Annotated in this window: 12 protein-coding genes and 2 tRNA genes; 4 read left to right on the forward strand and 10 right to left on the reverse strand. The window is 72.0% G+C overall.

The features are described 5' to 3' along the window. Positions 1-21: 21 nt before the first annotated feature. The 4 genes from Q4A22_RS02805 to Q4A22_RS02820 form a co-directional block, all read right to left on the reverse strand. On the reverse strand, positions 22-684 hold the full coding sequence (locus tag Q4A22_RS02805; RefSeq protein WP_303177056.1) for an ATP-dependent Clp protease proteolytic subunit: 663 nt from the start codon (positions 682-684) through the stop codon (positions 22-24). Positions 685-734: 50 nt separating this feature from the next. Further along, positions 735-1,337: an ATP-dependent Clp protease proteolytic subunit gene (locus Q4A22_RS02810; protein WP_303177389.1), complete on the reverse strand. Its 603-nt coding sequence runs from the start codon at positions 1,335-1,337 to the stop codon at positions 735-737. Positions 1,338-1,573: 236 nt separating this feature from the next. Next, positions 1,574-2,917, reverse strand: a complete 1,344-nt coding sequence (tig, locus tag Q4A22_RS02815) for a trigger factor (RefSeq protein WP_303177058.1) — start codon at positions 2,915-2,917, stop codon at positions 1,574-1,576. A gap of 102 nt (positions 2,918-3,019) precedes the next feature. After that, positions 3,020-3,092, reverse strand: a tRNA-Pro gene (locus Q4A22_RS02820). Between the two features lie 186 nt (positions 3,093-3,278). Between Q4A22_RS02820 and Q4A22_RS02825 the strand changes: the two genes are divergently transcribed. Continuing rightward, positions 3,279-3,349 (forward strand) — tRNA-Gly (locus Q4A22_RS02825). Between the two features lie 167 nt (positions 3,350-3,516). On the opposite strand, the gene Q4A22_RS02830 is transcribed toward Q4A22_RS02825, so the two are convergent. Together Q4A22_RS02830 and Q4A22_RS02835 are read right to left on the reverse strand one after the other, a co-directional pair. Further along, entirely contained in the window at positions 3,517-4,437 is a 921-nt protein-coding gene (locus Q4A22_RS02830) for an Fpg/Nei family DNA glycosylase (protein WP_303177059.1), read from the reverse strand. A gap of 10 nt (positions 4,438-4,447) precedes the next feature. Next, positions 4,448-4,960, reverse strand: a complete 513-nt coding sequence (locus Q4A22_RS02835; RefSeq protein WP_303177060.1) for a ribose-5-phosphate isomerase — start codon at positions 4,958-4,960, stop codon at positions 4,448-4,450. A 244-nt stretch (positions 4,961-5,204) separates the two neighbouring features. Here Q4A22_RS02835 and pepN point away from each other — a divergent pair, with 244 nt between their 5' ends. Further along, on the forward strand, positions 5,205-7,793 hold the full coding sequence (gene pepN, locus Q4A22_RS02840) for an aminopeptidase N (protein ID WP_303177061.1): 2,589 nt from the start codon (positions 5,205-5,207) through the stop codon (positions 7,791-7,793). Positions 7,794-8,032: 239 nt separating this feature from the next. Next, positions 8,033-8,422 carry a globin gene (locus Q4A22_RS02845; protein WP_368410543.1) on the forward strand — a complete coding sequence of 130 codons (390 nt, stop codon included), beginning with the start codon at positions 8,033-8,035 and terminating at the stop codon, positions 8,420-8,422. Positions 8,423-8,529: 107 nt separating this feature from the next. Here Q4A22_RS02845 and Q4A22_RS02850 read toward each other — a convergent pair whose 3' ends face one another. Next, the gene (locus tag Q4A22_RS02850) at positions 8,530-9,234 is read right to left on the reverse strand and encodes a hypothetical protein (protein ID WP_303177063.1); all 705 of its coding nucleotides are present in this window, start codon (positions 9,232-9,234) and stop codon (positions 8,530-8,532) included. Next, on the reverse strand, positions 9,231-9,698 hold the full coding sequence (locus tag Q4A22_RS02855) for a thioesterase family protein (protein WP_303177066.1): 468 nt from the start codon (positions 9,696-9,698) through the stop codon (positions 9,231-9,233). The genes Q4A22_RS02850 and Q4A22_RS02855 overlap by 4 nt, the downstream gene beginning before the upstream one ends. A gap of 43 nt (positions 9,699-9,741) precedes the next feature. Here Q4A22_RS02855 and Q4A22_RS02860 point away from each other — a divergent pair, with 43 nt between their 5' ends. Beyond that, positions 9,742-10,632, forward strand: a complete 891-nt coding sequence (locus Q4A22_RS02860) for an acyl-CoA thioesterase II (RefSeq protein WP_303177068.1) — start codon at positions 9,742-9,744, stop codon at positions 10,630-10,632. A 94-nt stretch (positions 10,633-10,726) separates the two neighbouring features. Here the strand turns inward: Q4A22_RS02860 and Q4A22_RS02865 are convergent, their stop codons facing one another. Both Q4A22_RS02865 and Q4A22_RS02870 read right to left on the reverse strand, forming a co-directional pair. After that, entirely contained in the window at positions 10,727-11,986 is a 1,260-nt protein-coding gene (locus tag Q4A22_RS02865; RefSeq protein WP_303177070.1) for an MFS transporter, read from the reverse strand. Continuing rightward, complete coding sequence (locus tag Q4A22_RS02870; protein ID WP_303177072.1) at positions 11,983-12,753, reverse strand: siderophore-interacting protein; 771 nt, start codon at positions 12,751-12,753, stop codon at positions 11,983-11,985. The genes Q4A22_RS02865 and Q4A22_RS02870 overlap by 4 nt, the downstream gene beginning before the upstream one ends. Positions 12,754-12,885 lie beyond the last annotated feature (132 nt).

The following is a 12,885-nucleotide window of genomic DNA, read 5'->3' on the forward strand; positions in this document are numbered from 1 at the left end:
CCGTCACGTGTGGTGCTCCGCTCAGGCCTTGGTGACCGTGGCGGGCTTGTTGATCTTGCGGGAGTCCAGGACCTGGTCGATGATGCCGTAGTCCTTGGCCTCCGCGGCCGTGAGGATCTTGTCCCGCTCGATGTCGCGGTTGATCTGCTCGGCCGGCTTGTCCGTGTGCAGCGCCATGGTCTCCTCGAGCCACGTGCGCATGCGCATGATCTCGTTGGCCTGGATCTCGATGTCCGAGGCCTGGCCGCCGCCCTGGCCCTCCATGGCGGGTTGGTGGATCAGCACGCGGGCGTTCGGCAGCGCCAGGCGCTTGCCCGGCGTGCCACCGGCCAGCAGCACGGAGGCGGCGGACGCGGCCTGGCCCAGGCACACGGTCTGGATCTCCGGGCGGATGTACTGCATGGTGTCGTAGATGGCCGTCATGGCCGTGAACGAGCCGCCCGGGGAGTTGATGTACATGGTGATGTCCCGGTCCGGGTCCTGGGACTCCAGGACCAGCAGCTGGGCCATGATGTCGTCCGCGGAGGTGTCGTCCACCTGGACGCCCAGGAAGATGATGCGGTCCTCGAACAGCTTGGTGTACGGGTTCTGCCGCCGGTAGCCGTACGGGGTGCGCTCCTCGAAGTCGGGGATCACGTAGCGGCTGGTGGGCAGCTGCGAGGCGGTGGAGTGAGGCAGGTTCATTGGTCCGTCCTGAGAAGTCTGGGGATGGTTCGTGGCGGGGTGGGTGAGGACTACTGCGCGTCCTTCATGGTCCCGCCGCCGCCGGTGACGCTGCCGGCGGACTGGGCGATGTGGTCGAAGAAGCCGTACTCCAGGGCCCGCTGGGCGTCGAACCAGTTGTCGCGGTCGTTGTCGCGCAGGATGGTCTCGAGGTCCTGGCCGGTCTGCTCCGCGGTGAGCTCCGCGAGGCGCTGCTTCATGGACAGGATCAGCTCCGCCTGCACGCGGATGTCGGAGGCGGTGCCGCCCATCCCGCCGGAGGGCTGGTGCATGAGGATCCGGGCGTTGGGCGTGGCGTAGCGCTTGCCCTTGGTGCCGGAGGACAGCAGGAACTGGCCCATGGACGCGGCCAGGCCGGTGGCCACCGTCACCACGTCGTTGGGGATCAGCTGCATGGTGTCGTAGATGGCCATGCCTGCCGTGACGGAGCCGCCCGGGGAGTTGATGTAGAGGTAGATGTCCGCCTCCGGGTCCTCCGCGGAGAGCAGCAGCATCTGGGAGCAGATGAGGTTGGCGTTGGTGTCACGCACCTCGGAGCCCAGCCAGATGATGCGCTCCTTGAGCAGGCGGTTGTAGACGTAGTCGTCCTGACCACCCGGGGCGGTGTCCTCCATGCGCGGAGTGGCCGGTGCGGCACCGTACGGCTGACGGGGAGTGGAGGTCATGAATGCCTCTTTCGTGTGGAAGGGTCGCGGCGGCGCGGGCCGCGACCGGCGAACATTTCCTGACTCGCAAGCGTAGTGCGCCGCCCCGTCCGGGCGCCCCCGCACGGGGCCGCTGTTCGCTGGCGGCGCATGGCCGCACGCGCGCGGCGTGTCTGCTCACCGCGCGGGTGCGCGGCGGCGTGCTGCTACTTGCCCTCGGATGCCTCGGCGTCCTCGGACTGGGCGTCGTCGTCGGAGGTGCCCACGAAGGAGGACAGGTCCACGGTCTGGCCGTTGGTGTCCTTCACGGTGGCCTGCTCCAGGACCTTGGCCAGCGCCTTGCGGCGGCGGACCTCGCCCACCATCATGCCCGCCTGGCCGGAGCCGTCGAGCATCTGCGCGAACTGGTTGGGGTCCATGCCGTACTGCTGGGACATGGAGATGATGTAGTCGATCAGCTCGGACTGCTCCACGCCGACCTCTTCGGCCTCGGCCACGGCGTCCAGGATGACCTCGTTGCGGAACGCGGTCTCGGCGTTCTTGCGGACCTCGGCGCGGTGCTCCTCGGTGTCGTGGCCGGGCTCGGCGGAGGCCTGGGCCTGCTCGGAGTCGAAGTGCTGGGCGATCTGGTCCGCGATGACCTGCTCGGGCACGGGGATCTCGACGAGCTCCACGAGCTTGTCCAGGACCTTGTCGCGGGCCTCGATGCCCTGCTCCACCACGGCGGACTCGGCGGCCTGCTTCTTCAGGTCCTCCTTGAGCTCGGCGATGGTGTCGAACTCGGAGGCCAGCTGGGCGAACTCGTCGTCGGCCTCGGGCAGCTCGCGCTCCTTGACGGCCGTGACCTTGACCTTCACGGTCGCGGCGGCACCGGAGTGCTCGCCGCCGGCCAGGGTGGTCTCGAACGTGGCGTCCTCGCCGGCGGAGAGGCCGGTCACGGCCTCGTCGATGCCCTCGAGCATGGTCCCGGAGCCCACCTCGTAGGAGAGGTCGTTGGCGGCGTCGACCTCATCGCCGTCCACCAGGGCCTGCAGGTCCAGGGTCACGTGATCACCCTCGGCCGCGGGGCGGTCCACGGTCTTGAGCGTGCCGAAGCGGGCGCGCAGCTCGTCCAGGGCCTTCTGCTCGTCCTCGGCGGTGGCCTCGCGGGCCTCCACCTCGATCTCGAGACCGGTGTAGTCCGGCAGCTCGATCTCGGGACGCACGGCCACGGAGATCTCCACCTTGGTGTCGGCCTCGCGCTGGTTCTCCTCCGGCTTGGCGAGGACCTCCACCTGCGGCTGGGACAGCGGGGACAGCTCGTGCTCCGCCAGCGCCTGCTGGTAGAAGTCGTTGAGGCCCTCGTTCAGCGCGTTCTCGATCACGAAGTCGAAGCCCACGCGCTGGTCGATCAGCTTGGTGGGCACCTTGCCCTTGCGGAAGCCGGGGATCTGGATCTGGTTGGCCAGCTCCTGGTACGTGCGCTGCACGAACGGCTTCAGGTCCGCGTAGGCGATGTCCATGGTGACCTTCGCCTCGGTGGGGTTGAGTTTCTCGACGGCGCTCTTCACTTCCGCTGTACTCCTGGGTCGATGGGTGCTTGCCGCAACGGACCGGGGTCGGTCCGGTGGGTCCTCGAGCGCGGCGGCGCGGTGCGCCGCCACGCTCAGACGTCGGGGTGACAGGACTCGAACCTGCGATCTCCTGCTCCCAAAGCAGGCGCGCTAGCCACTGCGCTACACCCCGTGCTCGCGTGCTCGTCACCGCACGCCGCACCGCTCCGCCGGGGCGGAGCAGGGCAGTCGGAACGCCCGCGGGCGAGCCGATGACACACCACTCTATCGCGTTGCACGCCCGCGCCCGGAAAAGCGGCGCTGCCACGCCGGTGGGTGGCACCCGGTGCGGGGCTCGTGTACTGTCTTCCCCGTCCCCGGGGGCGTAGCTCAATGGTAGAGCCCCAGTCTTCCAAACTGGCTACGCGGGTTCGATTCCCGTCGCCCCCTCAGGTCGCCACGAGCCCCGTCGCAGCACTGCGGCGGGGCTCGTGCGTTCCCCCGACCGCACCGCGCCGCTGCGACCCCGGACGACGCCGCCCGCTCACCCCGCCCGGCGCGTCACACCCGGCGCCCCGCGCCCCGCACGTCAGGCCCGGCACCTCACCCCCAGTGGCTCACGCCTGGCAGACGGGGCACCAGTACAGGCCGCGCCCGTTGAGGTCCTTCTTCAGGACGGTTGCCCCGCAGCGCAGGCACGGCTGCCCGTGGCGGTGGTATACGTAGTTCGCGTGCTCGGGCCACGCCTCGGCCTCGGGGACGCCCGGGCGGTCCTCGGGATCCGTGGTGATGATCCGGCCCACACGCACGCCCACTGCCATGAGCGCCACGTTCTCCTCCCACAGCCCCAGCAGCTGTTCCCGACCCAGGGCGCGTCCGGGCGTCATGGGGTCCACCCCGCGGCGGAACAGGGACTCGGCGCGGAAGATGTTCCCGATCCCGGCCACCACGTTCTGCTCCATGAGCAGCACGCCGACGGGGCGCCCGGACCGGCTGGCCGCCGCCACGAACGGTTCCGGGTCCGCGTGCGGGTCCAGCGGGTCGGGGCCCAGCTTGGCCTCGGCGGCCCGTGCCTCCTCGGGGGTCTCGGCGGCGCACAGCGTGGGCCCGCGCAGATCGGCCCAGCCGTGCTCGCCCGCGAGCCGGACCCGCACGGCGCCCACCGGTGCCTCGGGGACGACCCGTCCGGCGTCGTCGTGGTGCACCTCCGCGGCCGCGGAGCCCGTCTCACGCTCCCCGGCCCGGCGCGGGGCCCCGATGGACGACGCCGCCGCGAACGCCTCGTCCCCGGCGAAGGTCCATGCGCCGTAGATGCCCAGGTGCGAGCGCAGCACCATGACATCCGCCGGGTCCGCCGGGGAGGTGAGCTCCAGGTACAGCTGCTTGCCGTGGGCGCGCGATCCCGTGAGGACGCGCCCGTCCAGCACCTCGGCACCGGCTGCGAAGCGCCCCTGGGGACTGCTCACCCGAAGCTGCTGACCCTGGAACAGCTCTCCCAGCCGGCGCGCGAGGCGGTGGACGGAGTGGCCCTCGGGCACCGCGGGGCCCTCAGTTCCCGGTGAAGGGGCGGACGGTGACCGCGGAGAGCTTGCCGGCGATGTCCCCGGTGCGCTCGTACTCGGACAGCTGGGCGATCCGGCGCACGTGGCGCTCGTCGTCGGAGAACGGCTCGGCGAGGAACGCCAGGGCGAGCTCCAGGGCCTCCTCGAACTCGTGCTGGCGCCCGCCGAGCGCCATGACCTGGGCGTCGTTGTGCTCGCGGGCCAGCTTGGCCGTGTCCGTGTTCCACACCAGCGCGGCGCGGATGCCCTGCACCGCGTTCGCCGCCATCTGCTCGCCGTTGCCCGACCCGCCCAGCACGATGCCCAGGGAGTCCAGGCCGTTCTGGCGGTCCTCGCGCACTCCCAGGGCGGCGCTGATGCAGAACGCGGGGTAGTCGTCCGCGGGGTCGTACGCCACCGGTCCGTGGTCGATCAGCTCGTAGCCGTGCTCGGTGAGCCGCTGCATGAGGTGGTGGGACATCTCGAGGCCCGCGTGGTCGGTGGCGATGTGGACGCGCATGGGTTCGCAGCTCCTGGGTGGGTCGCGGCGCGCCTGCGCGGGCCGCGCGGTGGGTGGGTCCCCACCACTGTAGCGCCGCGCCCCGGGGCCGCTCCCGGTCCCGGGGGCGTCGCCGCAGGCCGGGTGGCGGGGCGTGACCGGCCGCCCGGGCACCGCTCACCCGGAGCAGGGCTTGCGACGACTGCCATAATGGCTGGATGCGCCGCGTGCGCATCGAAGAGTCGTCGAGGAGAGGAACGCCGTCGTGCCCGGAACCAACCTGACCCGAGCGGAGGCCGCGGAGCGCGCGCGGGACATCTCGGTGGAGTCCTACCGCGTGGCACTGGACCTGACCGGCGGACCCGAGACCTTCACGGCGCACACCACGGTGGTCTTCACCGCGCGGACCGGGGCGGACTCGTTCATCGACGCGATCACCGCCTCCGTGGAGTCCGTGACCCTCAACGGCACCTCCCTGGACCCCGCGGAGGTCAGCGACGGCGAGCGCATCCTGCTGCCGGAGCTCGCGGAGCACAACGAGCTGGTGGTCGAGTCCACCATGCACTACATGAACACCGGCGAGGGCCTGCACCGCTTCGTGGACCCCGCGGACGGACAGGTGTACCTGTACTCGCAGTTCGAGGTGGCGGACACCCGGCGCATGTTCCCGGTGTTCGAGCAGCCGGACCTGAAGGCCACATTCCATTTCTCCGTCACGGCCCCCGCCGGGTGGGAGGTGGTCTCCAACCAGCCCAGCCCCGCTCCGGTGCCCGTGCGCGAGGGCGTGGCCCGCTGGGACTTCTCCCCCACCCCGGTGGTCTCCTGCTACATCACCGCGCTGATCGCCGGTCCGTACCTGAAGACCACGGACAGCGTGGTCTCCTCCGACGGGCGCACCGTGGAGCTGGGGCTGTTCGCCCGCCGCTCGCTGTTCGAGTACATGGACGCCTCGGAGATGTTCGAGATCACCAAGCAGGGCTTCGCGTTCTACGAGTCCCAGTTCGGTGTGCCGTACCCGTTCGAGAAGTACGACCAGCTCTTCGTGCCGCAGTTCAACGCCGGTGCCATGGAGAACGCGGGCGCCGTGACGTTCGTGGAGTCCTACATCTTCCGGTCCAAGCCCGCGCAGGCCCTGGTGGAGCGCCGGGCCATCACAGTGCTCCACGAGCTCGCGCACATGTGGTTCGGGGACCTGGTGACCATGCGCTGGTGGAACGACCTGTGGCTCAACGAGTCCTTCGCGGAGTACATGTCCACGCTGGCGTGCGCGCAGAGCACGAAGTACACGAACGCCTGGACCACGTTCGCCGCCGGGGAGAAGTCCTGGGGCTACGCCCAGGACCAGCTGCCCACCACGCACCCCATCAAGGCCGAGATCCCGGACCTCGAGGCCGTTCTGGTGAACTTCGACGGCATCACCTACGCCAAGGGTGCCTCCGTGCTCAAGCAGCTTGTGGCGTGGGTGGGCCAGGAGCAGTTCATGGCCGGGCTGAACCGGTACTTCGGCAAGCACGCCTGGTCCAACACCGAGCTGCCGGACCTGATGGGCGAGCTGGAGGCCGCGAGCGGTCGCGACCTCGCCGACTGGTCCGCGCGCTGGCTCGAGACCGCCGGGGTCAACACCCTGGTGCCCCGCGTGAGCGCGGACGACGACGGCGTGATCACGTCCTTCGCGATCGAGCAGCTGCCCCAGGAGGGCTACCCCACCCTGCGCCCGCACCGGGTGGCCGTGGGCTTCTACGACCACAGCGAGGCCACGGGCCGGCTCACGCGCACCTTCCAGGTGGAGCTGGACGTGGACGGCGAGCTCACCGAGGTGCCCCAGCTGGTGGGCCGGGAGCGCCCGGACCTGGTGCTGGTCAACGACGACGACCTCGCCTACGCCAAGATCCGCCTGGACGAGTGCTCCCTGGACACCGCCATGACCCACCTGGGCGACTTCGACGACTCCCTCCCCCGCTCCCTCGTGTGGGCCGCCGCGTGGGACTCGGTGCACGACGGCGTGAGTCCCGCGAGCGACTACGTCCGCCTGGTGCTCACCAACGTGGGCCACGAGACGGACTCCACCACCGTGCAGGTGCAGCTGCGCCAGCTGGACGTGGCTCTGGACCGCTACCTGGCCCCGGAGCACGCCGACCGGCTCCGCGCCGAGGCCGCGGACGCGCTGTGGGACCTCACGGCCGCCGCCGAGCCCGGCTCGGACCACCAGTGGCAGTTCTTCCGGGCGTTCCTGCGGCGCGCGTGCACGCCGGCCCAGCTGGACCGGGTGGCGGGCTTCGCCGCGGGCGAGGGCGTCCCCGAGGGCGTGGAGATGGACACGGACACCCGCTGGTCCGTGCTCACCGCGCTCGTGGCCGCCGGCCGCCGGGGCCCCGAGGACGTCGAGGCCGCCCTGCGCGAGGACAACACCGAGACCGGTGCCATCGCCGCCGCGACCGCGCGCGCCGCGGTCCCCACATCCGAGGCCAAGGCCGAGACCTGGCGTGTGGTGGTGGAGCAGGGTGCGCTGCCCAACTCCCAGCAGCAGGCGGCGATCGCCGGGTTCTTCCGCGTCCACGACGACGCCCTGGTGGCCCCCTACGCCTCCCGGTACTTCGCGGAGGTCACCGGGGTGTGGCGCGAGCGCACGCACGAGCTCGCCCAGCAGGTGGCGGTGGGCCTGTTCCCCCGTCACGCCACCCAGGACACGGTGGACGCCGCCCAGCGCTTCCTGGACCAGCTGGACCCGGAGCTCAGCGGGCTGCGCCGGATCGTGCTGGAGCGCCAGGACGCCGCACGCCGGGCCGTCCGAGCCCAGCAGGTCGACGCCGCCGCCCTGCACCCGTCCGACGACGCCCCGGGGGCCGGCCGGTGAACGACGCTGCCGCGACCGCTCCCGGGGACGCCACCGGTTCCGCACGGCCCGCCGGCAGCGGGGGTCGGGAGCCCGGACCCACCGCGGGTCCGGGCGAGACCGCCTCGCCCGGGCGGCTCTCCCCCGAGGCCGCCCCGCCCGCCGGGCGGCGGACGTTCACCCTCGGTGCCGTGCGCTCGCGCTCCGCGGGCCCGTCCGTGACCCAGCCGCCGCAGCAGGTGGGTGACGCGCGGGAGGCGGTGGAGGCGTCGTCGTCGGACTCGTTCTACGCGCAGGTGGGCGGGCACGAGACGTTCGCCAAGCTCACGAGCGAGTTCTACGCGCGGGTGGCCGAGGACCCGGACTTCAAGGCGCTGTACCCCGAGGAGGACCTGGGCCCGGCCGAGGAGCGGCTGCGGATGTTCCTGGAGCAGTACTGGGGCGGACCCACCACCTACTCGCAGCGCCGTGGCCACCCCCGGCTGCGCATGCGCCACGCCCCGTTCCCGGTGGACTCCTGGGCGCGCGAGACCTGGTTGCGGCACATGCGCGCGGCCATGGACACCCTGGAGCTGTCCCCGCTGCACGACGGCATCATGTGGGACTACTTCGACCGCGCCGCCCACGCCATGGTGAACCGCCCGGGCTGAGACCCGGCGGCAGCCCCGACCGGGCGCACGCGCGGCAGCGGCCCGGGACCCCTCGATCGTGTCCGAGGGGGTCCCGGGCCGCTGCCGTGGGGCGGTGGCGAATGCTCTCAGTGCTGGGGCTTCACCAGCACGTGGCCCGCGGGAGTGCTCAGCCGCACCCACTGCCCGGTCCGCTCGGCGGCCACCCGGACCTCTGTGACCTGCGCGGGAACGAAGCCCAGGACGTCCAGGGCGAACGCGGCGCCGTCGGGAACCGCGGGGCCCTCGGCGGGGCCCCACCCGGAGGCCGCGCCCCACACCCGGGAGCGCACCCGCTGCACGAGCGCCGCCCCCGAGTCCACGGGCACGGCGTCCGAGACGGCCTGGACACCCATGCGGGCGACGTCGCGCACCAGCGCCGCCGGGACCGTTCCCACTGGGCTCCATCCGGTGCGCGGTGCGACGATCCCGGCCCAGGACGCGGAGACCTGCTGGGGCGGAGCACCCAGCCACACGGCGTCGTCCGCGGCGGGCTCCCCCGCCACGCGCGCGAGCCGGTCCGTGACCGCCGAGGCCGCCACGGTCACGTCCAGTGCGGAGGGCTCCGCGAGACCCATGGTGCGCAGTCCCAGGACCACCGGAGCGGTGTCCAGCAGACCCGCGGGGTGGACCACCGAGACCCACACCGCGAGCACCCGGCCGGCTCCCTGCAGCCGGACCGCGGCCTGGGGGTCCACGGAGCGGGCGCGGCTCACGTAGGTGGCCAGGTCCGCGGCGTCCTGGCGGTCCAGCAGCGCGAACCCGTCGGAGCGGGTCCCCGGTTCGGGAGTCATCGGGCGTGGGGGTACTTGACGTCGTCCTCCAGGGTGGCCAGCAGCGCACGGTGGTCCTCGGAGAGCTCCACGCTCTTGCCGGAGTCCGGGTCCATGACCACGATCACCGTCTCCCCCTCGGCGTAGACGTGCGAGCCGTCCTCCTCCTGCAGGCTGTAGGAGATGGTGAACGAGGACCGGCCGATCCGGGAGATCCACGTCCGCACGGTCACGGGCTCCATCCGGAAGAACAGCTGCTCCTTGTAGTCCACGCTCTGGTGGGCCACGACCGTGCGCAGCTTCCCCACGGACTCGCGGAACGTGGTGTCCTCCGGAATGCCGTGGTCGGGGTCCTTGCCGATGGGGGACGCGGTGAGACGGACTCGCGCGTCCTCGAAGTAGCGCAGCATGGTCACGTTGTTGATGTGGCCGTACTGGTCCTGGTCGAAGAAGCGCATCTGGACGGGGACGTCGAGGGAAGTCATGGCTCCATCACACCACATCCGGGGTGCGGTCTAGAGTGGCTCCATGACTCTGGACCCGACCCAAGACCCCGTGGAAGCCCTCATCCGCATGCTGGACCTGGCGGACGGGGGCGGGGCGCGCACCACGGAGGACATCTTCGTGGGCCGCACCATCACCACACCCCGCGCGCGCGTCTACGGCGGACAGGTGCTCGCGCAGGCGGTGGTGGCGGCCATGCGCACGGTGGACCCGGAACGCAGCATCCACTCCCTGCACGGCTACTTCCTGCGCGGTGGGGACATCGAGCTGCCCATCACGTTCGGCGTGGAGCGCGTGCGGGACGGCCGCTCCTTCTCCGCGCGCCGCGTCCACGCGTACCAGCGGGGCCAGGCCATCCTGTCCATGATCGCCTCCTTCCAGGAGCCCGCGGCCGGGCTGGACCACCAGGACGAGATGCCGGGCAACGTCCCGGACCCCGAGTCGCTGCCCTCGCTGCGCGAGACGTTCGGTGCGCTGGACATCCCCGAGGCCCGCGCCCAGGCCTTCGAGCGCCCCTTCGACATGCGGTACATCACCGAGCCCCTGTTCCTGCCGTGGCAGGGTCCCCAGGACTCCTACAACGCCGTGTGGGTCAAGGCGCTGGCGCCCCTGCCGGACGATCCGAACCTGCACCGCGCCGCACTGGCGTACGTCTCCGACTACACGATGATGGAGCCCATCCTGCGTCGCCACGGACGCTCCTGGAGCGAGCGGGGCATGAACGTGGCGTCCCTGGACCACGCCATGTGGTGGCACCGCTTCGCCCGCGCGGACGAGTGGATCCTCTACACCCAGACCTCCCCGAGTGCCTCCTCCGCGCGCGGGCTGTCGATCGGGAAGATGTTCACTCGCGACGGGCGGCTGATCGCCACCACCGTGCAGGAGGGCATGCTGCGCCTGCCCGAGTTCCACTGAGGCGTCCCCCGGGCACGGGAGAGGGCCGCGGACGCACGCGTCCGCGGCCCTCGGCCGTCCACGGAGCGACGACGCCGCCCGCCCCGCGGGGTGCTCAGCGGCGCCCCAGCAGCGGGTGGGAGCGGCACGCGAGCACGCCCAGCAGGGCGATCACGAGTCCCGCCACGAGCGAGACGCCGTAGCCCGCGAAGGCCGCCAGGGTGAGTCCGGCCCACGCGCCGATGGTCCCGCCGAGCATGGAGATGGAGCTCAGCAGCGTGAAGTCCGCGCCGGCGTGGCCGGGGCGGGAGATGTCCAGGTTCACGGCGTAGATGCCCGTGTTCATCACGGTGTAGCCCGCGAGCACGCAGCACGCGCCCACCACGCCCAGGGCCACCTGGACGCCGTCGGACGCGGCGTCCCCGGCCCACACCACGGGCACGAAGCACAGCCCGCCGAACAGCTGCACACCGGCACCCACGAGAAGGGTGACGCCACGGCCGCGCAGGCGGCACAGCCGCCCGCCCCACAGGGCCGCCGCGAGGGCGGGCGCGGCGGCGATCACCGAGGTGACGGTGCCGATGAAGCCCAGGGACCACCCCGCGTCCACGAGGGCGGGGGTCACGAGCGACCACACTGCCGCGGAGCCCAGGGCCACCAGCGGAACGGCCACGAGCGCCCACATGCGGGCCCCGGGCACGCCGAGCACGCCGAACATGGCGGAGAGCCGACCCACCCCGGCCTCGGGGACCACGCGCTCGGCCTCGCCGTGGCGCAGCACGGGAACCATGGCCACCGCGGTGCACAGGGCCAGGACCACCACGGCGGCGCGCCAGCCCCACGCGTCGTAGACCAGAAGGGCCAGGCCGCCGCCGACCACGGTGCCGATGTAGCTGGCCCCCACCTGGATGCCGGCGCCGAGGTCGTGCTGCTCCGCGGTGAGCCCGCGCACGGACAGGGCGTCCGCGGCGATGTCCTGGGTCGCGGAGAACAGCACGAACGCGGCCGCGAGCCCGATCACCGCCCCGAGTCCGTCCTGGGGGTCGGAGAGCAGCGCCATGGCCAGCAGGGACAGCACCATGAGCGGTTGCAGCACGAGCAGCCACGAGCGGTAGTGCCCGCGGGAGCGCGCTGGGGACCAGCGGTCCAGCAGCGGCGCCCAGAGGAACTTCAGGGGCCACACCAGCGCCAGCAGCTGCAGCAGGCCCAGGGTCCCCAGGTCCGTGCCGCCGTCGCGCAGGATCCCCGTGAGCCCGGTGGAGAGGAACGAGGCGCCGATGAACTGCGTGGTGTACAGCGCCCACAGCAGCCCCCAGAAGGCGCGGGGGGTGCGGGTTGTGCCCGGAGTCGGGGGCGTGACGGTTGCGGTGCTCATGCGGTCCTCCAGTAGGCCGTGGCGTCGATGTGGGTGCGAGGGACCCCGTGCTCGGTCCGCAGAGCGGTGCTCAGCCGGCGGTTCTGCTGCGCCTCCACGGCGATCCAGAACCGGTCCCCGGCCGTGGGGGGCTCGCTGCCCCAGTGCTCCAGGACGGCGTCGGCCACCTCGCGGCCGCTGTCCGCGCGGTGGACGCGGTGCACGCGGTGGTGCTCGGCGGCGGCCAGGGGCAGGGTCTCGTCCCCGGGCTCGCGGTACTCGAACCAGACGTCCACGTCCCGGGCGTCCAGGTGGGCGAGCATCGCGTTCACGGCCGGCAGGCTCGCGGGGTCCCCCACGATCACGGTGCGGCCGGGGAACTCCGCCTCCAGGCCCACTGCGCTGGTGTCCGAAGACCCGCGGCGAGGGTTCTTCCTGGGCTGCCACGGCGGGGTGCTGCCCAGCAGGGACGCGCGGATGGTGTCCCCGGGCGCGCACGTGCGGGCCCACTCGGAGGCCGCACCCTCGTGCAGCGCGAACTCCATGTCGAACAGGCCCGCTTCCGGGCGGGGGTCGATCACCGTGAACGCGCGCTGGTGGTCCTTGCCCTCGGACGTGAACCACAGCCGCAGCCACAGGGTGGGGAACGGGGTGTGCTCCGCGAGGAACCCCTCGTCCCGCACCGTGATGCGGGTGTAGGTGGGGCTCAGGGGCTCCCGGTCCACCACGGTGAGCGTGGTCTCCGAGGCGCCCAGGGCGCGCACGGCGAGTCTTTCCCAGTGGGGCATGGTTCTCCTCGGTCGGCGGGTGTCGCGGTGGGGACCCGGCTCGCGCGGCGGGCGCCCGGCGCGACTACACAATCCCAGAGGCTTAGGTTAGCCTAACCTGTCGTCGAATAGGCAACGGCCGTGTTTCCTATT

Origin of the sequence: Kocuria sp. (assembly GCF_030530945.1) — a bacterium.
Taxonomy (GTDB): domain Bacteria; phylum Actinomycetota; class Actinomycetes; order Actinomycetales; family Micrococcaceae; genus Kocuria.